The 19,210-nt window shown below is 61.0% G+C and carries 22 protein-coding genes and 1 pseudogene; 12 read left to right on the plus strand and 11 right to left on the minus strand.

The window, feature by feature from the left end; translation table 11 throughout:
* Positions 1-328: 328 nt before the first annotated feature.
* Entirely contained in the window at positions 329-997 is a 669-nt protein-coding gene (locus AAHM40_RS22170) for a TIGR04211 family SH3 domain-containing protein (protein WP_342246588.1), read from the plus strand.
* Between the two features lie 46 nt (positions 998-1,043).
* Here the strand turns inward: AAHM40_RS22170 and AAHM40_RS22175 are convergent, their stop codons facing one another.
* Together AAHM40_RS22175 and AAHM40_RS22180 are read right to left on the minus strand one after the other, a co-directional pair.
* Positions 1,044-3,047 (minus strand): peptidase U32 family protein, encoded by a 2,004-nt coding sequence (locus tag AAHM40_RS22175; protein WP_342246589.1) that lies wholly within the window; start codon positions 3,045-3,047, stop codon positions 1,044-1,046.
* A gap of 90 nt (positions 3,048-3,137) precedes the next feature.
* Positions 3,138-3,554, minus strand: coding sequence for a PaaI family thioesterase (locus AAHM40_RS22180; RefSeq protein ID WP_342246590.1), 417 nt, complete (start codon positions 3,552-3,554; stop codon positions 3,138-3,140).
* A 163-nt stretch (positions 3,555-3,717) separates the two neighbouring features.
* Here AAHM40_RS22180 and AAHM40_RS22185 point away from each other — a divergent pair, with 163 nt between their 5' ends.
* The gene (locus AAHM40_RS22185) at positions 3,718-4,497 is read left to right on the plus strand and encodes a CHAD domain-containing protein (RefSeq protein ID WP_342246591.1); all 780 of its coding nucleotides are present in this window, start codon (positions 3,718-3,720) and stop codon (positions 4,495-4,497) included.
* Between the two features lie 14 nt (positions 4,498-4,511).
* On the opposite strand, the gene AAHM40_RS22190 is transcribed toward AAHM40_RS22185, so the two are convergent.
* Positions 4,512-5,126, minus strand: a complete 615-nt coding sequence (locus AAHM40_RS22190; protein WP_342246592.1) for an NAD(P)H-dependent oxidoreductase — start codon at positions 5,124-5,126, stop codon at positions 4,512-4,514.
* 108 nt (positions 5,127-5,234) lie between these two features.
* Here AAHM40_RS22190 and AAHM40_RS22195 point away from each other — a divergent pair, with 108 nt between their 5' ends.
* Positions 5,235-5,846 carry a TetR/AcrR family transcriptional regulator gene (locus AAHM40_RS22195; RefSeq protein ID WP_342246593.1) on the plus strand — a complete coding sequence of 204 codons (612 nt, stop codon included), beginning with the start codon at positions 5,235-5,237 and terminating at the stop codon, positions 5,844-5,846.
* Between the two features lie 19 nt (positions 5,847-5,865).
* Here the strand turns inward: AAHM40_RS22195 and AAHM40_RS22200 are convergent, their stop codons facing one another.
* From AAHM40_RS22200 to AAHM40_RS22210, 3 genes are all read right to left on the minus strand, one after another.
* A complete protein-coding gene (locus tag AAHM40_RS22200; protein ID WP_342246594.1) occupies positions 5,866-6,711 on the minus strand; it encodes an alpha/beta fold hydrolase in 846 nt (281 codons plus the stop codon).
* 157 nt (positions 6,712-6,868) lie between these two features.
* Entirely contained in the window at positions 6,869-8,245 is a 1,377-nt protein-coding gene (nhaA, locus tag AAHM40_RS22205; protein WP_342246595.1) for a Na+/H+ antiporter NhaA, read from the minus strand.
* A 152-nt stretch (positions 8,246-8,397) separates the two neighbouring features.
* Complete coding sequence (locus AAHM40_RS22210) at positions 8,398-8,949, minus strand: GNAT family N-acetyltransferase (RefSeq protein WP_342246596.1); 552 nt, start codon at positions 8,947-8,949, stop codon at positions 8,398-8,400.
* On the opposite strand from AAHM40_RS22210, the gene AAHM40_RS22215 reads away from it, so the two are divergent.
* Complete coding sequence (locus AAHM40_RS22215) at positions 8,948-9,373, plus strand: hypothetical protein (protein WP_342246597.1); 426 nt, start codon at positions 8,948-8,950, stop codon at positions 9,371-9,373. The two genes, AAHM40_RS22210 and AAHM40_RS22215, sit on opposite strands and share 2 nt — an antisense overlap.
* Positions 9,374-9,444: 71 nt before the next feature.
* Here AAHM40_RS22215 and AAHM40_RS22220 read toward each other — a convergent pair whose 3' ends face one another.
* Positions 9,445-10,701, minus strand: a complete 1,257-nt coding sequence (locus AAHM40_RS22220; protein WP_342246598.1) for an OprD family porin — start codon at positions 10,699-10,701, stop codon at positions 9,445-9,447.
* 923 nt (positions 10,702-11,624) lie between these two features.
* On the opposite strand from AAHM40_RS22220, the gene AAHM40_RS22225 reads away from it, so the two are divergent.
* A complete protein-coding gene (locus AAHM40_RS22225) occupies positions 11,625-12,299 on the plus strand; it encodes a nitroreductase (protein WP_342246599.1) in 675 nt (224 codons plus the stop codon).
* 125 nt (positions 12,300-12,424) lie between these two features.
* On the opposite strand, the gene AAHM40_RS22230 is transcribed toward AAHM40_RS22225, so the two are convergent.
* Together AAHM40_RS22230 and AAHM40_RS22235 are read right to left on the minus strand one after the other, a co-directional pair.
* Positions 12,425-13,693, minus strand: a complete 1,269-nt coding sequence (locus tag AAHM40_RS22230; RefSeq protein WP_342246600.1) for a sensor histidine kinase — start codon at positions 13,691-13,693, stop codon at positions 12,425-12,427.
* A gap of 230 nt (positions 13,694-13,923) precedes the next feature.
* The gene (locus tag AAHM40_RS22235; RefSeq protein WP_342246601.1) at positions 13,924-15,975 is read right to left on the minus strand and encodes a multicopper oxidase family protein; all 2,052 of its coding nucleotides are present in this window, start codon (positions 15,973-15,975) and stop codon (positions 13,924-13,926) included.
* Positions 15,976-16,282: 307 nt separating this feature from the next.
* Between AAHM40_RS22235 and AAHM40_RS27340 the strand changes: the two are divergent.
* Both AAHM40_RS27340 and AAHM40_RS22240 read left to right on the plus strand, forming a co-directional pair.
* Positions 16,283-16,429: pseudogene (locus AAHM40_RS27340) on the plus strand (ISL3 family transposase); the annotation flags it as partial.
* A 53-nt stretch (positions 16,430-16,482) separates the two neighbouring features.
* On the plus strand, positions 16,483-16,701 hold the full coding sequence (locus AAHM40_RS22240) for a nitroreductase family protein (protein WP_342246602.1): 219 nt from the start codon (positions 16,483-16,485) through the stop codon (positions 16,699-16,701).
* A 156-nt stretch (positions 16,702-16,857) separates the two neighbouring features.
* Here the strand turns inward: AAHM40_RS22240 and AAHM40_RS22245 are convergent, their stop codons facing one another.
* Together AAHM40_RS22245 and AAHM40_RS22250 are read right to left on the minus strand one after the other, a co-directional pair.
* Positions 16,858-17,193 (minus strand): DUF883 family protein, encoded by a 336-nt coding sequence (locus AAHM40_RS22245; protein ID WP_342246603.1) that lies wholly within the window; start codon positions 17,191-17,193, stop codon positions 16,858-16,860.
* 152 nt (positions 17,194-17,345) lie between these two features.
* The gene (locus AAHM40_RS22250; RefSeq protein WP_342246604.1) at positions 17,346-17,477 is read right to left on the minus strand and encodes a hypothetical protein; all 132 of its coding nucleotides are present in this window, start codon (positions 17,475-17,477) and stop codon (positions 17,346-17,348) included.
* A gap of 239 nt (positions 17,478-17,716) precedes the next feature.
* Here AAHM40_RS22250 and AAHM40_RS22255 point away from each other — a divergent pair, with 239 nt between their 5' ends.
* From AAHM40_RS22255 to AAHM40_RS22270, 5 genes are all read left to right on the plus strand, one after another.
* Positions 17,717-17,875, plus strand: a complete 159-nt coding sequence (locus AAHM40_RS22255) for a DUF3309 family protein (protein ID WP_342246605.1) — start codon at positions 17,717-17,719, stop codon at positions 17,873-17,875.
* 117 nt (positions 17,876-17,992) lie between these two features.
* The gene (locus AAHM40_RS22260; RefSeq protein WP_342246606.1) at positions 17,993-18,328 is read left to right on the plus strand and encodes a DUF3509 domain-containing protein; all 336 of its coding nucleotides are present in this window, start codon (positions 17,993-17,995) and stop codon (positions 18,326-18,328) included.
* Between the two features lie 81 nt (positions 18,329-18,409).
* Positions 18,410-18,541 carry a hypothetical protein gene (locus tag AAHM40_RS27345; RefSeq protein ID WP_446731605.1) on the plus strand — a complete coding sequence of 44 codons (132 nt, stop codon included), beginning with the start codon at positions 18,410-18,412 and terminating at the stop codon, positions 18,539-18,541.
* Between the two features lie 259 nt (positions 18,542-18,800).
* Positions 18,801-18,935 (plus strand): lmo0937 family membrane protein, encoded by a 135-nt coding sequence (locus AAHM40_RS22265; RefSeq protein ID WP_342246607.1) that lies wholly within the window; start codon positions 18,801-18,803, stop codon positions 18,933-18,935.
* Between the two features lie 60 nt (positions 18,936-18,995).
* On the plus strand, positions 18,996-19,142 hold the full coding sequence (locus AAHM40_RS22270; RefSeq protein WP_342246608.1) for a lmo0937 family membrane protein: 147 nt from the start codon (positions 18,996-18,998) through the stop codon (positions 19,140-19,142).
* Positions 19,143-19,210 lie beyond the last annotated feature (68 nt).

Genomic DNA, 19,210 nt, shown 5'->3' on the forward strand with positions numbered 1-19,210 from the left:
CCCCCCCCCCCCGCCCCCCCCCCCCCCCCCCCCCCCGGGGGGGGGGGGCGATAGCAGGCCCCCCGAGCAAACTCGCATAGCATCGCCCTGGATGCATTCCCGCGTCTCACCGCCCATCCCGCGCCGGTTATGCGAATGAACTCCTTCCGGGTGTCCGGTGTCTGTCTGCTGTCGGCCCATTGGGTGGATTGCATGGCCATTCGCTACACGGCTGGCTGCGCTGTCCCTCGCTCGATCTGATCGCGTTCCTGTCTAGAGCACTTCGCGTGGCCGGCCACTTTCGCGCCCGTATGCCGGGTTTTGTCCCATCGCCATGTGAAGATTGCCCATGCCCCTATCCCGTCATTTCTCCGCCGGTGTTTCTCCGTTCCAGCCTCGCGCCTTCGCTGCCCTCTTGTTGAGTGGCCTGCTGACGTCGGGTGCGCCAGCCCAGGCGGAGGAGCCCGCCGGCAACGTGCGCTGGGTGAGCGACAGCCTGACTACCTACGTGCGCAGCGGCCCGACCGATGGCTACCGCATCGTCGGTACGCTCACTTCAGGGCAGAAGGTCGAGCTGTTGACGACCCAGGGGGACTACAGCCAGGTGCGCGGTGAGAACGGCAGCACCGTGTGGATTCCCAGTCGCGACCTGCAGGAAGTGCCCGGCCAGACCGAGCGCCTGCCTCAACTCGAACAGAAGGTGGCTGAGCTAACCGCCGAACTGGAAGGTATCGACGGCACCTGGAAGACCCGTGTGCAAGGCATGCAGGAGACGCTCGACGCGCGCAAGAAGCTGATCGACGAATTGCAGGCAGCACGCTCGGCACTGGACGCCGAACTGACCCAGGCCCGCACCGAATTGCGCGACGCGCAGGCGCAATTGGGTGAGGAGAACAAGCAGGTATTGATGCGCTACATGGTTTACGGCGGCAGCATCGCTGGTGCCGGTCTGCTCGTCGGTCTGATCTTGCCGACCATGCTGCGGGTGCGGCGCAAGCGTAACGATCAGTGGGTCTGACGACGCGAGAAGCCCATCGGCCTTCCTTGGCGGTGCGCGCCGCGAATCAGTGCGGCGCGCGGTTGCGGATGGTCTTCAGCAGGTCATCGGGCGTGATGTGGCCGACAACGCTGCTCGCTGCGCTGCCCGGCTGTGGCAGGTCGAGGATGTGCCCCTTCATCTTGCCCACCACGTGCATCTCGCAGGGTTTGCAGTCGAATTTCAGGGTCAGCACTTCGTCGCCGTGGACCAGTTGCATCGGCGCCACCTTGGTGCGCACGCCCGTGACGCCCTTGGCCTGTTTCGGGCAGAGGTTGAAGGAGAAACGCAGGCAGTGCTTGGTGATCATCACCGGCACTTCGCCGGCCTCTTCATGGGCCTCGTAGGCCGCGTCGATCAGTTGCACGCCATAGCGGTGGTAAAAGTCGCGCGCTTTCTGGTTGTAGACGTTGTAGAGGAACGACAGATGCGCCTCGGGGTAGACCGGAGGCGGCACGCTGACGGCCTTGCGGTATCCATGCGGATGCGCGGCAACGCGGGCCACGGTCAGCGCCTCGATGGCTTCACGGCGCAGGGCCTTGAGCTGTGAGTTGGGGATGAAGAATGCCTGCGGGGCATCCAGTTCGATCTTCTCGGCGTGGTACTGGGTGGTGCCTAACTGACCGAGCAGGTCGTGCAATTGCTCCAGCGCCTGCTCGGGCTTGTTCGCCGCGCCGAACGGGCCGTCCAGTTTGACCGACGCGCTCACGCCTTCTTCGCTGGTAGCGGTCAGCTCCAGGCACGCTTCGCGCAGGGTGGCCTTCCACTCGACGCCAATGCGGCGCTCGGCAGAGGTCTTCAGCAAGGCCTGTTGCCAGTTGTGGTCCAGGTTGCGGGATAGCGGGTGGTTCGGGCGCAGACGGAAGAGCCCGGCCGGCATCTCGTTGGGCTCGACGCGGTAGCGCCAGCGCTTCTCGCCGTCTTCCTCGAACTCATCCTTGAGCTCGGCGATGTTGGCGCGGAAACCCACCACTTCACGCTTGACCAGCACGTTGAGGCCGTCGCCGTTGGACAGCGGCTCGCGGGTCACGGCGATCAGGTCGCGCTTGCCGACTTGCTCGACTTCGCCAACCAGCAGGCCGGTGAAGGTCGGTGTGTCGAAGGCGCCGATGTCGATCTTGCGTTCGGTGACGAAGTAGTCGGTGCTGCCACGGTGGAAGGTCTTGTCCGGGTCCGGCACGAAGAAGTGGTCGGTACGGCCACTGGAGGCGCGGGCGAGGTCCGGGCGCTCGGCGAGGATGCCGTCCAGGCGCTGGCGGTAGTAAGCAGTGATGTTCTTGACGTAGCTCGCGTCCTTGTAACGTCCTTCGATCTTGAAGGAGCGCACGCCGGCATCGACCAGGGCGCTGAGGTTGGCGCTCTGGTTGTTGTCCTTCATCGACAGCAGGTGCTTCTCGAACGCCACCACGCGACCCTGGTCGTCTTTCAGGGTGTAGGGCAGGCGGCAGGCCTGGGAGCAATCGCCTCGGTTGGCACTGCGGCCAGTCTGCGCGTGGGAGATGTTGCACTGGCCGGAGAAAGCGACGCAGAGCGCACCGTGAATGAAGAATTCGATGGCCGCGTCGGTTTCATCGGCGATGGCGCGGATCTGCTTGAGGTTCAGCTCGCGGGCCAACACCAGTTGGGAGAAGCCGGCCTGGTCGAGGAACTTGGCCCGCTCCAGCGTGCGGATGTCGGTCTGGGTGCTGGCGTGCAGCTCGATGGGCGGGATATCCAGTTCGAGCACGCCCATGTCCTGCACGATCAACGCGTCGACGCCGGCGTCGTAGAGCTGGTGGATCAGCTTGCGCGCCGGTTCCAGCTCGTCGTCATGAAGGATGGTGTTGATGGTGACGAACACCCGCACATGGAACTGGTGGGCAAACTCGACCAGCTTGGCGATATCTGCCACTTCATTGCAGGCGTTGTGGCGCGCGCCGAAACTCGGGCCGCCGATGTAGACGGCGTCAGCGCCGTGCAGGATGGCCTCGCGGGCAATGTTGACGTCACGGGCGGGGCTGAGCAGTTCTAATTGGTGTTTTGGCAGAGGCATGTCAATCACATTCGGCACGGGTGCAAGTGGCGCATTGTAGCGGGCATGCGCCACCCGGGCATCCGTGGGGTGCCGGATGGCGACCGATGATCAGGTGAGGCGGGCTGGAGGAATCGAGTAGGTGCCCACCACGTGGGCCACTGGTTCCTCCAGGCCCTCGGAATAGAGTGAAACCTCGCCCACGGCCAGGGTCTTGCCGATCTTCATCAACTGGCACTCGCCAATCACGCGTTTGCGCGCTTCGGGCTTGCGCAGGAAGTTGATGGTCAGGCTGGTGGTGACCGCGAGCGGTACGATTCCGATCTCGCCCAGCAGGGCGATGTAGAGCGCCACGTCGGCTATTGCCATCAACGTGGGGCCGGAGACGGTGCCGCCGGGGCGCAAGTCAGACTCGTCCACTTCCTGCGAAACCCGGGCGCTGCGGTCGCCCACGGCTTCGACCACGACGCGGGTCTGGGGAAATTCCTGCTGGATGAATCGGGCTATCGCTTCTTTCTTGTCGGCCATTCCGGACTCCCTGGTGTGCCATGGTCGAGCGGACGCTGCCACAACCATTCCGGCCTGTCCATGTCCGCTGCCTTAGCCGTCAGAGGCGTATTTGATCTCGTGCAATAACACGCTCATGTTGCTCGGCTAAGCTCCCCAGGCATGGTTTCGAAGGGTACCTGGAATGTCACTCACCGATTCGATCGTCGCTCAGGTTCTGGTGCTGGAAGTCGGGATTCATCACGCCTATGCGCGCCTTGCCTGTCGAACCGATGACGAGGCACTCCACGACCTGCGAATCAGCCTGCGCAAGTTGCGCAGCCTGTTGCGGCCCATGCGCCGACTGGAGGCCACGAAGGAACTGGATGCCGCCGCGGCCGATGTAGGCCGGTTGACCACGCCGGTACGCGACCTCGAAGTGCTGATCGCCGAACTGCAGCGCCAGGGCTTCCATGACCAGGCAGAGCGGCGCAAGCACCTGCTCGAATCCCGCTATGCCGTTATCGAGAACAGCGCCACGGTGCAACGCTTCATGGTCGTGCTGGATGGTTGGCCGGCGCGGATGCGTGAGGCCGATAGACAGGGCGAACTGGACCAGCTCCGCGACCGAATACGGATTCGCCTGCAGCGGCAGTTACAGCGTCTACGCGAGGCACTCGCCGACCCTGCATTCGACCGCCATGCGCTGCGTCTACTGGCCAAGCGCATGCGCTACGTCCATGAGGCGTACCCGAAGCTCTCACCCATTCCCCATGACGCCATCCCGGTCCTGAAGGCCGTGCAATCCGCCCTGGGGGATTGGCACGACCACTTCCAGTGGTGCCTCAAGGCCGACCAGGAGACGGACCTGATGGTGCTCAAGGATCGTTGGGAAATCGCCGGCGAAGCGGAACTGAAAGCCGCCGAAGTCGAGCTCTCGATCCTTGCCGAGTACCTGGCGGAACAGGCGCCCAAAGTGATGTAGGGCGCCCTGGCTGTTCAAGCGACGCCAGCCATTTCGTGCTGTGGAGTAACCTCGAACAACCTGAGACCGATGGAGCGCGCGGCCTCCAGTTGAGGCACCGGGTCGCTGGACTCCGATTCGAAGAACAGTTCGGAGGTCAGCACGCGGGCACCGCAGTAGTCGAATATCCCGTGATCGATCTGCGTTCTCATGGCCTGGCTATAGCCATGCCGCTCGAAGGTGCCGGCATCCGCGCCGGCTACGCCAATCAGGTGAACCTTGAGGTTTCGCAGTTTCTTCGTCAGGCCGCCTTCCAGGCTGTATTCAAACGCCCAGCCGTTGGCGAACACGCGGTCGATCCAGCCCTTGAGCAGCCCTGGCATCGACCACCAGTACACAGGGAAGACCAGCACCAGGGCGTCGGACCGGTCGATGCGGGCTTGTTCGGCGGTTACGTCGGCAGGCGGTGCTACCTGGTGGCGGTGGACGGCATGGTCCGCGAGGCTGAACCTCGGGTCGAAACCTTCCTGGGCGAGATCGCCGATCTCGGCGCTGTGGCCGGCCAGGCCCAAGCCTGCGGCGACCTGTGATGCGAGGCTGTGGGTGAGCGAGCGGGGATTGTGATGGGCAACAACGATCAGGGCATGCATGGTGAGAACTCCAAGAGGCTGATTGCGGCTGAGAGAGGCGCTCGATATGCTGAGCGCAAGTTACTTTCAGTAAGTTACGATTAGTAAGTTACTTTCGGTAGGTTCGCAGTGTCAACACATGAAGATCAGACGCGTCCGCGTCGCCGTTTATCCCGGGAAGAGCGGCAGCGACAGCTGCTGGATACGGCCTGGCAGTTGATCCGGGAGGAGGGCACCGACGCCCTGTCCCTGGGCCGGCTGGCCGAGCAGGCCGGCGTTACCAAGCCGGTGGTCTACGACCATTTCGGTACCCGGGCGGGGCTGCTTGCAGCGCTGTACATGGAGTTCGATGCACGCCAGACGGCGGCAATGTATGCCGCACTGCAGGCCAGTGATGAGAATCTGCAGGGCCGGGCCGGGGTAATCGCTTCGTCCTACGTCGAGTGCGTGCTGCTCCAGGGCCGCGAGATCCCTGGCGTGATCGCGGCACTGGCCGGCTCGCCGGAGCTTGAGTCCATCAAATGCGGGTTTGAATCGGCGTTTCTGGAGAAGTGCCGCGATGCCCTGGTGCCATTCGCCGGTGGGAACGGCATTGCTACGGCGGGTTTGCGGGCAATGCTGGGGGCGGCGGAGGCGTTATCCCATGCCGCCGCCACCGGGGAAATCACGCCGCAGGAAGCGCAGGACGAACTCCGCGCAACCATCGTGGCCATGGTCGAGCGCAGGGCCCAGCGCGGCTGATCCACGCTGCTGATTTTCCTCAGCCCGCAACAAAAGCCGCTATGTGCCTGGCGCTGGCGTACGGGTACTGCAGGTGCGGCCCATGGCCCGTACTTGGCAGCGTGACCAGGTGCAGGGTTGGCAGGGCGCGGCTCAGTGCGTGCCAGTTCTCGACCGGGAATACGATGTCATGGTCGCCGCCGAGATGCAGGACCGGCGTGCTGGTTGTGCAAAGCGCATCTAGCGCGGGCTGCAGAGGGAACATGGGATTGCGCGGCCCATCCCCCAACTGCTGGCCGGCCCATTCATGGGGCACCTCGGGGCATCTCCCCTCCTGGCGTGCAGCGATGCGCTCGGCGGAGCGGACGGCGGCTTCGCGGCTGGCAGCGGACGTCGGTTCGAAGAAGAGCTTTACGAAATCCTCGAAGTCGTTTTCCCGACGTGCCAGTTCGTAGAACAGCGCCTCGCCGGTTTTCACCAGTTGGCCGGGGGGCGTAGTGCCAATCAGTACGAGATGGCTGACCAGTTGCGGCGCTTGCAGCATGGCCACCTGTGCAGCAATGCCGCCCAGGGACCAGCCACCGAGCACGACCCTGCTCAGCCCCAAGGCATTGATCAGTTCGAGGGTGTCGCGGGCCAGCGATGCCGGGTCATAGGTGCGCGTTCCGCCAGAAAGGCCCAGACCACTGTAGTCGAACACATGCACCTTGAAGCCCAGTTCCGCGAGCTCGTCGAGAAAGGCGGGATCCCACGAATCCATGACGCCGCGGAAGCGAAGGCACAGGACCATCGGCGTGCCTTCGCCGATCACCCTGTAGGCCAGACGGCGGCCATTGCATTCAATGAATTGGTTGGGCACCTGACTGGCGGATTGGGCGTTCGGCATGACGTGGCTCCTTCTCGGCGTTGAGCGGCTTGGCCAGGAATGGCGGTAATGCGGTCAGTGCGCTCCGCGGCCGCAACACCTGGCCCGCAATGCAATGGTGGCAACCTTGCAGGGTAGACCAGGCTCAGGCGGCGGACTGGAGTCGTCGAGCGGTTCCTCAGCGCTCAGCAGGGCCGCGATCGCCGATCGCTCGAGCGCGGGCAGCCAGTACGCGTCCATAGGCCAGGCCGATGATGCCCGCTACGACAGAGGCCGCCAGGACACCAAGCTTGGCGGCGCTCAACAGGTCCTGCTGGGTGAAGGCGAGATTGGCGATGAAGATCGACATGGTGAAGCCGATCCCGGCCAGGCAGCCGATCAGTGCCATCCAGGACCAGGTCATGCCTGGCGGCAGGCTGCACCAACCCAGGCGAACCAACAACCAGCTGGTACACAGAACCCCCAGCGGCTTGCCCACGACCAGGGCCAGCGCGACGCCCGAAAGCACCGCGAGGGAGCCGGCCTCTGTGAGGTCCACGCCATTGAGGCTCACCCCGGCGTTGGCCAAGGCGAACAGCGGCATCACCAGGAAGGCGACCCAAGGGTGCAAGGCCATTTGTATGCGTGTTACCGGGGGCAGTAGTTCGCGCTGGGCCTGGCGGAGCTGTTTGATGGGTTGCATCAGCTCTGCGGCATCGCCGTTCGCGTTATGTTCGCGCGCGGCAAAATTACTGATAGCGCGGGTTGCCGCTTGTAATGGCGGCTCCACGAGCTTGACCGGACGGACGGGTGTCATCAGGCCGAGCACCACACCCGCCAACGTGGGGTGGGCGCCGGTTTTCAGCAGGCCGAACCAGAGCAACGCACCGGGTAGCAAGTAGGCATAGGCCGAACCGATTCCGATGCGCTGCAGGCCAAGCACCAGCAGGATTCCCGCTGCGGCGATGACGAATCCCACCGGGTCCAGGCCGCCTGAATAGAACAGCGCGATGATCAGCACCGCGACGATGTCGTCGATGATCGCGAGTGCGAGCAGGAAGATGCGCACCGAATTGGGTACCGAGCGCCCGAGCAGGGCCAGCACGCCCACCGCGAAGGCGATGTCGGTGGCCGTCGGGACCGCCCAGCCCTGGCGCAAGCCATCGGCGTTGTTGAGTGAGAGATAGAGCAGGGCGGGTACTACGACCCCGCCAAACGCAGCAACCATCGGCAAGGTGGCCAGTTTGAGGTTGGCCAGTGCGCCTTCGTGGATTTCCCGGCGAATTTCCATGCCGACCACCAGGAAGAACACCGTCATCAGGGCATCGTTGATCCAGAAATGCAGCGACTTCGAAACGACGAAATCACCCAGCCCGAAAGACAGCGGCAGGTGCCACAAGTGTTCGTAGCCACTGGCATGGGGCGAGTTTGCCCAGGCCAGTGCAACAGCCGCAGCCATCAGCAGGACGATGCCGCTGATGGCCTCGGTGTGGAGGAATTTATCAAGAACGGAGAATGCCTTGTCGGCAATACGCTGCGCAGCCGGCAGCGCCTTGGGGGAAGGGGCTTGGTTCATTGGTCGCTAATTCTCAGCAGCTTGTGCGGCGGCCCGACCAACACATGAAACCTGTCTGGTAACAACCAGACACCCGACGCGTAAGCTACAGCGCCTTAGCCGATTTGACCAGCCACTTGCCCGCCCCTTCATCCGAGGGGACGCCTCCTCCTTCACAGCACCAAGCTGTAGATCACTTGGGCCGGGTCCTGCGGGTCCCGGTTGCATTGGAAACCCAGTTCCCGGGCGAGGGCGTGCATGGGCGCATTGGCCGCGGCATCCATCGAGTACATTTCCTTGAAGCCATTCTCGCGGGCAGCCTGGATGAGGTGCCGCATCAGGACGGCGCCAAGCCCACGCTCCTGCCAGCCGTCAGCCACCGTTACCGCGCATTCGCATTGGCCTGGCTCAGCGGTGTCGGCATAACGACAGATACCGACCTCGACCAACTTGCCGTCCTGGTGAACTAACGCAACGAACGCCATCCTGAGCTGGTAATCGACGTCCATCAGGCGTTCGAGCAAGGCGGGGCTTGCTTCCTTGATCGCGCACAGAAATCGGAAATGGCGGGTTTCAGGGGACAGGTTGCGGATGAACTCGACCTCCCGCTCTCGGTCCTCCGGGCGCAAGGGTCTAATCAGTACGTGCGTGCCATTCTCCAAGGCTTCGACCCAGTGGTCTTCGGCAGGTACGGCGGGGATGTCGGCGATAGATTGGGTGGACATGCTGCGTACTCCGTTCGGGATACCGGCCTTGACTTCTACGCCACCCCAGCTGCGTTCATTTGATCGGGATCAAGCAATCGCTGGCGTCATCCCATCAGCTGACGAATTGCAGGTATCGCAGTCGAAATATCCGGTTCATATGCTGCGGGTCAACTCGGCGGTCGATACCCGGGTGCACGCTGGTGTCATCAGCCCGATGATTATCAGGAGGTTCGACATGGCCAAGATCATTCCTCTTCGTGCAGCTGCCTTGCCGCCAGCCAGGCGGACCGGACTGCGCGGCTGGATCGACCGCATGCGCAGCAACGTCGACCGGCTGGTGTATCAGCTGATCAGAATCCCGTCCGGGCGTGTCGGTAGCCAGCGCAAAGCAGCGCACGATGAAAAGGGGCAGGGCAGTGGCAAGGACAATGCCGGACGCTAGCAGTGCCCAACGGATTTCCTCGCAATGCTGGAGAATGGAGTCGCACCGGCGAACCGGCGCGACCGTGCGCATCAGAGAATGCTGAGCGGGTACTCGATGAAGGCGCGGACTTCGTTGAGGTCCGGGCCTACTTGGTTGTCGGCGCGGTAGATGGAGTTGCGCAGCTTGAAGGAGAGGTCCTTGGCTGGGCCGTCCTGCACCACGTACTTGAACTGGTTGAAGATCTCGCGTTCGGTACCGTCGTTCTCGCCGCCGGCGACGATATCGGTGCCACGCACGTAGGCGAATTTGTAACTCAGACCCGGTACGCCATAGGTGCTGAAGTCCAGCTCGTAGCTGGCCTGCCAGGACTGTTCGTCTTCCAGGTTGAAGTCGGAGTAGTAGGAGTTGGCCACGTAGATGGTGGTGCCACCGTCACCGAAGTCGTAGGCATAGCCGGCATCGCCGGTATTGCGCTGGTGGGCCACGATGAACGCGTGGGCGCCGATGCTGTACTTGGCTGCCAGGCTCCAGAGGGTGTTCTTGTCGTCCTGGCCATCACCACCGAAGGCCAGTGCGGCCACAGAACCGTCGTCGTACTTGGTGCGGTAGATGTTGAAGTCGAAGTTCAGCGCCTGCTCATCGGTGAACGGGATGTTGTAGTTCAGGTTGGCGTAATACTTCTTGTACATGTCCTCCACGTCGGAGTGGTAGAGCGACACACTGAGATCATCACTGACTGCATAGCTGCCGCCGATCACATCGATGCTCTTCAGGTGGTTGGGGTCGCGCGCCGGGTCGCCCATCGGGCTGTCGCCGGTGAAGCGGCCGACGTTCAGTTCCAGGCCCTCGATTTCCTTGCTGGTAACCAGGGTGCCGGTGAAGGCCTGGGGCAGCAGGCGGCTGTCGTCATGGGCGAGTACGGGCAGGCTGGGGAACTGGTTGCCGTACTTGAGCACGGTGTTGGAGACGCGCAGCTTGAGCACGCCGCCGGCTTCAGAGAGGTCGTCCACCGGATGGCCGTCGCTGTCGGTGTCGAAGAAGGCGCTGTAATTGCGGCCCCGGCCGCTGTCCAGCTTCACGCCGAGCAGGCCGTAGGCGTCGACGCCGAAACCGACGGTGCCCTGGGTGAAACCGGATTCGAAGGTGCCGATGAAACCCTGGCCCCAGGTCTTGGCGTCGTTCGTACGGTCCTTGAAGTCACGGTTGAAGTAGGCGTTGCGTAGCAGCAAGGTCGCGCTCGCATCTTCGACGAAGCCCTTGGATTCGGATTGCTCGCTGGCGAGGGCGGGCAGGCTGATGGCGGCGGAAACCGCCAGTGCCAGGGCGCTCAGAGGGTTGAGTTGCATCACGGGTGCTCCTGATGGTCGTTTTGTTGGTATTGGGATTGGCAGGAATTCAAGGCGCTATCAATGACCAGGAACAACGACACTGCCCCAGTCGTGACAAGCATACCCATTCATTATCGTTCTGGTGGCCGGCTGTGCCGACGCGATGCGCGCAAACAGTTATCACAGTTCGGATAACTGAAAAAACTGTAATCATCAATTTCATCTATCAATGATATCAATGTTTACGAAATTTACAGGACGGGTATCCTGCCTCCTGATGAAGGATTAACTTGCACAATCGCTTGTGTGAGTTGGAAGATGCTTCATCGAGTTACTCTTTGGTTTAGGCCGCTTCTTCGGAAGCGGCTTTTTTATGCGCGTAGCCATGCAGGGGTTGTCTGGATCATGTCAATGCGATAGGGAAGTTTGCAAAATTGCACTGAGCATTGACATTAAACTTAATCTGTTGATTCACCAACAATTTTATCGGTCTTAAGACAGCTTATCCGAAACTTGTCAAGCCCCATAAAATGTTGCCGACAGGGCGGCTAACAGCTAAATAGAAAGATTCCCATGGGTTGTCATCAATAGTTGCTATCAAGGCGTTTGATTTGGGCGTCGAGGTGAAACCAGTAAACTGGGTCCCGATGAAGATTTTGGCCGGACGCACTTTCTGGTCCTCCGCCAAGAAATGCGATCGGCTCCTCCGCTTCATCGTTCCTTTGGTTTTATTTAATGGCCGCCTTGCCCAAGGCGGCCTTTTTTTTATTTTTGGAAACAGTCACCGAACGCTCTTACCGCCGCCGGCAAGGTGCAGGCGTTCGCCCGCTGCCAGTATGAAAGCGGGCTCATTGGGGAGATGAGGGCTGTGCCTCACCAGGGTATTGATGTTCGAACCGATCTCGAGTTGACTGCCGTTGAACCCGCCAGGAAAACACACCATGTCCGTAGCCGAACTACTGAAGAAACGCATTTCCGTACGCGCGTTCAGTGACAAACCGGTCATTGCGCAACAGGTGCTGGACTTGCTTGAAACGGCGCGCTGGTCACCCTCGGGCGGCAACCTGCAGCCGTGGAAGGTGATTGTGGTCAGCGGCGCCGAAAAACTTGCCGTGGAACGTCTGGCCATGGACACACTCGCGCGCACCCCCCGGGGCGAAGCGGGCGATCACCCTATCTATCCGGAAGGATTGGCCGAACCCTACCGGACACGTCGTTATCGAATCGGCGAAGACCTCTATGCACTGATGGGCATACCGCGTGAAGACAAGACCGCACGGCTGCGTGCGGTGGCGCGCAACTACCAGTTCTTCGGGGCGCCAGTCGGGCTGTTCTTCGTCATTGACCGCTCCATGGGACACGGCCAGTGGGCGCACCTGGGCATGTTCATGCAATCGTTGGTACTGGCAGCGGAGGAGCAGGGGCTATCGACCTGCATGCAGGAGGCGTGGGCGATGGTACGCCAAAGCCTGCATCGGCACTTTGGGCTGCCGGAGCAGGAACTGGTTTATTGCGGCATGGCTCTAGGCTATGCGGATCCGTCGGCGGCGGTGAACAACTTGCGCTCCGAGCGCGCGCCGGTGGAGGAGTTTGCGGTCCTCAAGGGATTTGATTGACGGGGGCAGGGCTTAGCCGTGCAGTCATTTGGGGGTCGTGTTCACGGGAGGGAAGGTTCGAGACATACCCCAGGCGTTATCGGAGGTCCCATCATGATGGATAGCACATCGACTCACTGACTAGTTCAACCTGCAAACGCCATCTGCAACGCCTGGCTATGTCTAATGTCGAACTCCAGGACGTATCGGCTACCTCCCGAAGTCGCTGACGTATGGCGCACCGCCCAACCCAGGTGATCTGCCACTCGCTTGACGATGGACAAATTCAAACCAGGCCCGCTACTGGTTTCGCCATGAGCGCATGTTGGTCGTTTGAATGGTCCCCTGTTGGGGGCGTCAGATACCCCGGTCCCGTTGTCCTCGATTGCGATCCCTTCAGCACTCAATTGTATGGTTATTACCCCCCTTTCAGTGTGCAAGCAGGCATTACGAAGGAGGTGGCTCACCGCAATGGAAACCAACTCCGGAATGGCGGGGACGAGCACGTCATCAGTCGCGATAAACTCAATCTCAACAGGTTTTCCCAGCAGCAGCGGCTGGCAGCGCTGCAGTTCCTGCTCAATCAACGGGCGCAAGGCTATACGGAAAAGATGGCTGCTCTCGGGCACCCGCGCCAGTTCCAACAAGGCGCCCATTTGTTGAGCGATGTCCGCAGCGTTTTGCCGAATACACTCGGTCATCGCCTGCAATTTGGGATGATCCTTCAACCGCCGCCCCAGGGCTTCCGCTGCCCCTAGCAAAATAGTCAGCGGATTGCGCAGTTCATGACTGACGTCAGCCGTGAACCAACGCTCGCGCTGGAGGGCCCGGTTAAGTTGATTAGTGCGATCCTCGATCGCACGGGCCAATACGCCGAGCTCGTCAGTTGAATCGAGCCCGGGAAGCCTGTCCTCTCGCTGCTCATCCTGAACTGCGGAGGCTAGTTCGGTCAGGGGCAGAATCACCCGGCTTGCACTAGCCCGCCCAACGAGTAAAGCCATTGCGAGGCCGCCCAGAAACGCCAGGCTCAAGGCAATATAGGTGAGGTCTTCAATCGCTTCGAAGTCGCTTTGGTCATCCACGACGGCATAGCGCTGGCCCTCCGACTCGCCAATCAACACGTGCAAAGTCCGACCGTTTAGACGCAACTCATGGATTCCTGAGTTCAAGCTCCGCAAAGACTGTGGCAGCTGCTGACCGACGAAGAAGCTCAGGTCACTCGCCTGCAGCTGCGTTGTGCTGTACAAGCCTTCGGTCCAGAGTTCGGTTACTCGGACCAGGCGCTTATCGATTAGTTGGCTCTCGATCTCCTCGATCACGAAGAAAGCTGAGCCGGCGAATACTCCACCAATGATCGCCGCTAACAGCACAAAGGCAGCGACCATCCGGCCGCGTATCGAACTACGGTTTTTCATCGGTAGCCACCAAGCAACGACCCGTTGTGGTCATGTTGCACATTTTAGGCTGGGGCAGCGGAGACGCTGAGCCGTGAGCATGCACCAGGCGATGCAGAACCACCCACGCAGGATCAACGGTCGCTGGCGAGAACGCTTGCCTCAATGCTTCCCGGATCCCTGCGTCCGAGGGTCCATCGACAGTCGCAGGGATGGCTGGGGGCAGTGGGACCGTCCAGTTACCGTATCGTTCAAACCACCTGGAGTATCCGCATCATCTCGTGGTCCTCATGGGAGAGGATGTGGCAGTGCCATACATATTGCCCCGACTTGTTGAAGTGGGCTTTTACCCGAACCATCTGGCCCGTGGGATTGCCGGACTCGGGCTCGGGGTTTCCCGGCAACGCGATGACCATGTCCCTGGGGGCCGCCTCGAAGTACTCCGGTCCAACGGGAGCTGGGGCAAAATTTGTGACGAAGGAAATTTCCGGTGCCTCGCCGGTCATACCGTCGTGCTGATGCGTCATCTGCGAGCCGGTGACCTGATACTCGAATACTTGCCGGTCGAGGATCTCGAAGTTGACCAGATGCAGGTGGACGGGGTGTGCGTCGGCGGTGAAGTTGTAGATCTCCCAGATCTCCGTGGTGTCCACGCCCGGAGTTTCGGTTGTGGGTTGGAACCACGCGTACGCGGTGGCGACATTCGTGGCGTTGAGGCTGCCATCCTTGACGGTGCCCAGCAGAGGCTGGAGCCGCCCGAATTCATCCATGCCTTCGAAGAGTGCGACCCTGCGGGTCGAGGCACCGCCGGATACGCCCGCATAACTGGGGAGGCTTACCGGGTTGAAGGTGTCCGGCACCCCGGATTTCGGCTTGACCACATCGAAGGCCATGACCCGGTCGGTTTGGCGATCGTCGAACAGGTCTTCCGGGGCAAGGTCATCACCGAAGGCGCCGCCAAACGGCGTATCGCCCCCGAGGTTTTTCATGATGACGCGGCTACCGGCGGGGACCTGCGAGAAGTCGACGACGACGTCATAGCGTCCGCCTGGCTCGAACACCAGGGTGTCGGTCTGGCGCGGAGTGCCAAGTCCCTGATCGCTGCCAATGACCCAGAAGGGCAGAGGTGCGCCTGCGCTGGGGTGCTTAGGATCCGTGACGTGCGTAGCGACTGCTACGAACTGGAGAACCATGAACCGCGAATCGCAGCCATTCACCAGGCGCAAGCGATAGTGACGCGGCTCCACGTTGGCCTTGGGCCAGATCTTGCCGTTGACGACGATATGATCGCCGAAGAACTCGGCCAGCGCGGTCGGGCCACCGTTGGGGAAGAGTTCGGGAGGTAGTATCGCGCCTTCGCCGGTGATGAAGTCGGCGTAGGCGGGATCGCCCGGAAAGGCCGGATAGAACAACGCGCCCTTCTCGGTGAACATCCGGTCCTGGATGAGATAGGCAAGTTCGTACGGATAGGCGGGGAGATTCAACGGGTTGTCCGTACGCCCCGTATCGAATTCGTCGCGGACGAAGTACTGGCCCGCGAGACCTGCATAGACGTTGAGTCGTGTAATGCCCAAGGCATGGTCGTGGTACCAGAGGTGGTTGGCTGGCACAGCGTTGTTGTAGTGGAAGCGGTCGGTGAATCCGCCTTCAACGAAGTCCCACTGCGGCCCCTTTACCGTGGCATAGGGGCTGTAGAAGAACTCGGGATTGCCGTCGAACTGGAAATCGCTGTTCCCGCCATGGAGGTGGGTGCTGATCGGTACGCCATTCTCCCTGACGCTGAACTGCCGGTAGTCGACGCCGTTGGCCGAGTGTTCGCCGTGCAGCGAGTAGCACCAGTGCAGATTGGTATCGAGAGGAAGCAGGTGCTGCCTGCTCTTAAGTTCGTTCTTCCAGCGCACCAGAGTCTCGTCGGCTCCGCCCGCCGAGCTGCTGACGACCTGGATGGTCTGCCCCGGCCAGCTCACAGTCTTGTTTCCGTACCCCCAGACCCGGGTCCACAACTTCTTGGCACTCTTCGGGTTGATCAGCCCAGTCTGCTGCTCGGTTTCACTGACGCTAATGTTGAAGTTCGGCAGCTTGCTCGGGTGACCGTTACTGTTGAGGTCTTTGAAAAGGAACGCCGGATCCAACGCGTTGGGTGCAAGCTCGACGAACTTCGGTTGTAGCACTGGATCGCTCAGTAAGCCGACATTGGAAAGGAGTGCTACCGCCTGGGCCTGACGTAGAAAGGGGTGGGCGGGAAGCAGATAAGCGCCTGCGGCGAATGCGCTGTACTGCAAAATTTGACGTCTCGTGATCATATCGAAATCTCCCCATGCAAGGGACGAGAGACTGGTGGAGCCCTTATCAGCAATTGGCTGGAGGAAGGGTTGATCTCTTGTGGGCCGTGCTGAGGCGTCTCGAATTGACCTAAATCAACAGTTGAAACTGCGAACTGCAAGTGCATGCACGAACGGTGCTACCAGGGGAGCGAATGGTGTCGGGACTCAAAATACTGAAGTTCCTCTGATCTGGGCGGGATTGTTCAAGATGGTTCTCCATCCGAATCATGTTGGCGATGTGCGATGTGCGATGTGCGATGTGCGATGTGCGATGGGGTAGGGTCTGGTCCTGCCCATCAGCCGCGTCAGCCGCCTCACCGGCCTGCACTGGCACACCCTCAAGACGCTGGATAAACGCCGCCTGGAAGCAAAGGTCGGGGCCTTCGAGCCGGGCGACGTACGCCGCCTGCTTCCCCGGAAAGGCGCGATGAACCTTTTTTATTTCTGGAAACAGTCACTGAACGCTCTTACAGCCGCTGGCAAGCGTTGGTACTGGCAGCGGAGGAGCAGGGGTTATCGACCTGCATGCAGGAGGCGTGGGCGATGGTACGCCAAAGCCTGCATCGGCACTTCGGGCTGCCGGAGCAGGCGTTGGTTTATTGCGGCATGGCTCTAGGCTATGCGGATCCGTCGGCGGCGGTGAACAACTTGCGCTCCGAGCGTGCGCCGGTGGAGGAGTTTGCGGTCCTCAAGGGATTCGACTGAGGACCTATCCGGCTATCTCCATGGGGTTCGACCCGAGCAGGATGGCGGCGCCATTGCCTACCCGCTGCGGCTACGTGCGCAACGCAACCGAACTGGCGGCAGTCGGCTCAGAGTAACGTCTGCAAACCTCTGGGCGATGACAGGTGGGGTCATGCATCAGCCACGACGGGCAACTACGAAGCCGAACAGGAAGGCAGCGGCGGCGCTGGCGCCTATCACTTTCCAGGGCTGTTCGTGGACATAGTCGTTGGTGGCGGTAGCAGTCCTGCGGCCTTGCTGGGCAAGATTGTCGCCCAACTCGCCGATTGATTCCCTGGCCGTTGATATCCGCTCGTTGATTCTGGTTCGGGCTTGCGCCAGTTCGTCGCCGCTGAGCGTTTTGGTCTCCTTGATCAGGTCCTGGACGTCTGCGAGGAGGTTGTAGAAATCGCGTGATATTTCCTGGCTGGCTCTGCCCGTTGTCGAGCCGAGGCCGTTTGATTCGATACGCATGGGGTGACTCCATTGATGTGCAGTGGTGTGATCCGCGTGCGGGCCTTGTCGCGTTCGCTTTATCGAGCCCGGCGCAGTCGGGTATTCATACTGACCTCATCTTCCTGTCTCGTCTGTTCGCTGGGACGCTTAGCTGAGGGGATGGATGTTGCTCAGACCAGGTTCTGCCATACCTCCGCATCGGCCAGCTTTTCCTGGCTGACCTGTTTCTCCTCGCCATGGATTGGGTTGAGTGCATAAGTGCCGTCCACCTCTGAGACGGCCTGCCCCGTTGTATGCGTCATCGCACCTGGCGGGCACTCCACGATCGAAGGCCCGCAGGGCATTAGCCATCTTTTGCTTCTCTACGCCTGCGCCGGCATACGCAGTGCTGACGTCCAGTTCGATGCGCGCGAAGCGGCTCTGTTCGGTGTCGTACAGAAGCGGCCCGTAATTAAGGTCAATGTGGATGTCGGCAGATTGCTGCACTCCGACCGAGTGACAGCAGTCAGACATCTGAACGCGTACATCCGAGGACATCGCCATGAGCTTGGGCACCATCCTGTTAGTCATCCTCATCCTGCTGTTAGTCGGTGCATTACCAAATTGGCCGCATAGCAAAAGCTGGGGATATGGGCCAACCGGCGGGTTGGGCATCTTGCTGATCATCGTCATCCTGCTACTGCTCACCGGGCGGTTATGAGTGGCTTGAAGTCGGCATCGCTCGATGCAACACGAACCGATCAACTGCACCAGGAGCCCTGGATCTCAGACGATTTCACCACCACCGCTGCAGTCTCTGGGCGCAAGGGAGGTACGTATGCAATTCACATCACCCCTTTTCTCGGGTGCCTTTCCTGGATATGAGGTGTCACTGGCGTCGCGCCCGGATGGCAGGGTGCTGATGGTGCTCGCCCGGCACGGAGAGTGCCGTTCAAGCAAGGTCATCGATGCCGAGGCGTTGTCCAACCTGGCAACGGCGAGCAAGGTGATCAGGCAGATCCAGCGCGACCTGAGGTTGCAGGAGGGCAGTCTGAGATGGCACTCGCCGGATGGTCACTTGATAAGTCTTGAGCTGCCCACCTACCAAGGTGGCCCACTGTGGCAACCCTACATCAGGCGCTGGAAGGGGCTTGGCAGCAGCAGGCGATTCTGAAGTCCGAATCGCCTCCTGGGCCGGTAAGCTCGGTGGCGCGGCAACGTCCCGGAAGACGCCAACAAAGAGCTGGCCAGGAATATTGCACTGGGCGTCAGTGGAGTCGACTCCGTGGATAACCAGATCGTGGTGAATGCGTTGAAACCGACGCCGATCGAGAGCGTCAGGAACACCGCGAGGACGCTGGGAATGAAGTCGCCGACAGCTGGATAACGGCCAAGGTGTGAAGAGCGTTCGCTCGACAGAGCTTCGTTACTGACCCAATGCGCTGAAACCTCAGATTCGTCATGGCGCGTCTTGCCGGCTGTGACGCCATGACCCGCAGTTTCCAGGCCCGGTACTGACCACATGGTCCGGGTTCTGGACCGCACGCGTACGATGGCGCACAGACAGCCTCTGGCAAGCGCCTACAAACTGGTCTCCTCGATACAGGTACGAAGTCATTCGTGGAGGTGCAGTCATGGTAGGTGCAATGGTGATTATCCTGCTCATCCTGTGGGCGCTCGGGCTTATCACGTCTTACACGCTGGGCGGACTCATTCACATTCTGTTGGTCGTAGCGCTGGCTGGCCTGGTGTTCCTGATGCTACAAGGCCGGCGATTCTGACGCAGCAGATGACACTGCACCGCGGGTACCGTGGGCGCAGATTTCAAGAGGAGAACTCAAATGCTCCAAACCATTCTGATCGTGTTGTTGGTTCTGTGGGTGCTGGGACTGGTCACGTCCTACTCCATGGGTGGCTTCATCCATATCCTCCTGGTCGCGGCGGTCGTGCTGTTCGTGCTCATGCTCATTCAGGGACGACGTTCATGATTGTGACGCAGGAAGATCGGCGATCTTCTTGCCACTAAGGGGTAGTCCCTGGCCTCCAGGGCCTCGCA

The organism is Pseudomonas sp. OTU5201 (genome assembly GCF_038440135.1).
Lineage (GTDB): Bacteria > Pseudomonadota > Gammaproteobacteria > Pseudomonadales > Pseudomonadaceae > Metapseudomonas > Metapseudomonas resinovorans.

Excerpts from the sequence above, each read along its gene's own strand:
- AAHM40_RS22235 (WP_342246601.1), bottom strand. The coding sequence starts at position 15,975 with ATGATCACGAGACGTCAAATTTTGCAGTACAGCGCATTCGCCGCAGGC.
- nhaA (WP_342246595.1), bottom strand. The coding sequence starts at position 8,245 with ATGAACCAAGCCCCTTCCCCCAAGGCGCTGCCGGCTGCGCAGCGTATT.
- AAHM40_RS22170 (WP_342246588.1), top strand. The coding sequence starts at position 329 with ATGCCCCTATCCCGTCATTTCTCCGCCGGTGTTTCTCCGTTCCAGCCT.
- AAHM40_RS22255 (WP_342246605.1), top strand. The coding sequence starts at position 17,717 with ATGAGCTTGGGCACCATCCTGTTAGTCATCCTCATCCTGCTGTTAGTC.
- AAHM40_RS22215 (WP_342246597.1), top strand. The coding sequence starts at position 8,948 with ATGCTGCGTACTCCGTTCGGGATACCGGCCTTGACTTCTACGCCACCC.
- AAHM40_RS22220 (WP_342246598.1), bottom strand. The coding sequence starts at position 10,701 with ATGCAACTCAACCCTCTGAGCGCCCTGGCACTGGCGGTTTCCGCCGCC.
- AAHM40_RS22185 (WP_342246591.1), top strand. The coding sequence starts at position 3,718 with ATGTCACTCACCGATTCGATCGTCGCTCAGGTTCTGGTGCTGGAAGTC.
- AAHM40_RS22210 (WP_342246596.1), bottom strand. The coding sequence starts at position 8,949 with ATGTCCACCCAATCTATCGCCGACATCCCCGCCGTACCTGCCGAAGAC.
- AAHM40_RS22260 (WP_342246606.1), top strand. The coding sequence starts at position 17,993 with ATGCAATTCACATCACCCCTTTTCTCGGGTGCCTTTCCTGGATATGAG.
- AAHM40_RS22175 (WP_342246589.1), bottom strand. The coding sequence starts at position 3,047 with ATGCCTCTGCCAAAACACCAATTAGAACTGCTCAGCCCCGCCCGTGAC.
- AAHM40_RS22200 (WP_342246594.1), bottom strand. The coding sequence starts at position 6,711 with ATGCCGAACGCCCAATCCGCCAGTCAGGTGCCCAACCAATTCATTGAA.
- AAHM40_RS22245 (WP_342246603.1), bottom strand. The coding sequence starts at position 17,193 with ATGCGTATCGAATCAAACGGCCTCGGCTCGACAACGGGCAGAGCCAGC.
- AAHM40_RS22265 (WP_342246607.1), top strand. The coding sequence starts at position 18,801 with ATGGTGATTATCCTGCTCATCCTGTGGGCGCTCGGGCTTATCACGTCT.
- AAHM40_RS22270 (WP_342246608.1), top strand. The coding sequence starts at position 18,996 with ATGCTCCAAACCATTCTGATCGTGTTGTTGGTTCTGTGGGTGCTGGGA.
- AAHM40_RS22230 (WP_342246600.1), bottom strand. The coding sequence starts at position 13,693 with ATGAAAAACCGTAGTTCGATACGCGGCCGGATGGTCGCTGCCTTTGTG.
- AAHM40_RS22180 (WP_342246590.1), bottom strand. The coding sequence starts at position 3,554 with ATGGCCGACAAGAAAGAAGCGATAGCCCGATTCATCCAGCAGGAATTT.
- AAHM40_RS22225 (WP_342246599.1), top strand. The coding sequence starts at position 11,625 with ATGTCCGTAGCCGAACTACTGAAGAAACGCATTTCCGTACGCGCGTTC.
- AAHM40_RS22250 (WP_342246604.1), bottom strand. The coding sequence starts at position 17,477 with ATGACGCATACAACGGGGCAGGCCGTCTCAGAGGTGGACGGCACTTAT.
- AAHM40_RS22190 (WP_342246592.1), bottom strand. The coding sequence starts at position 5,126 with ATGCATGCCCTGATCGTTGTTGCCCATCACAATCCCCGCTCGCTCACC.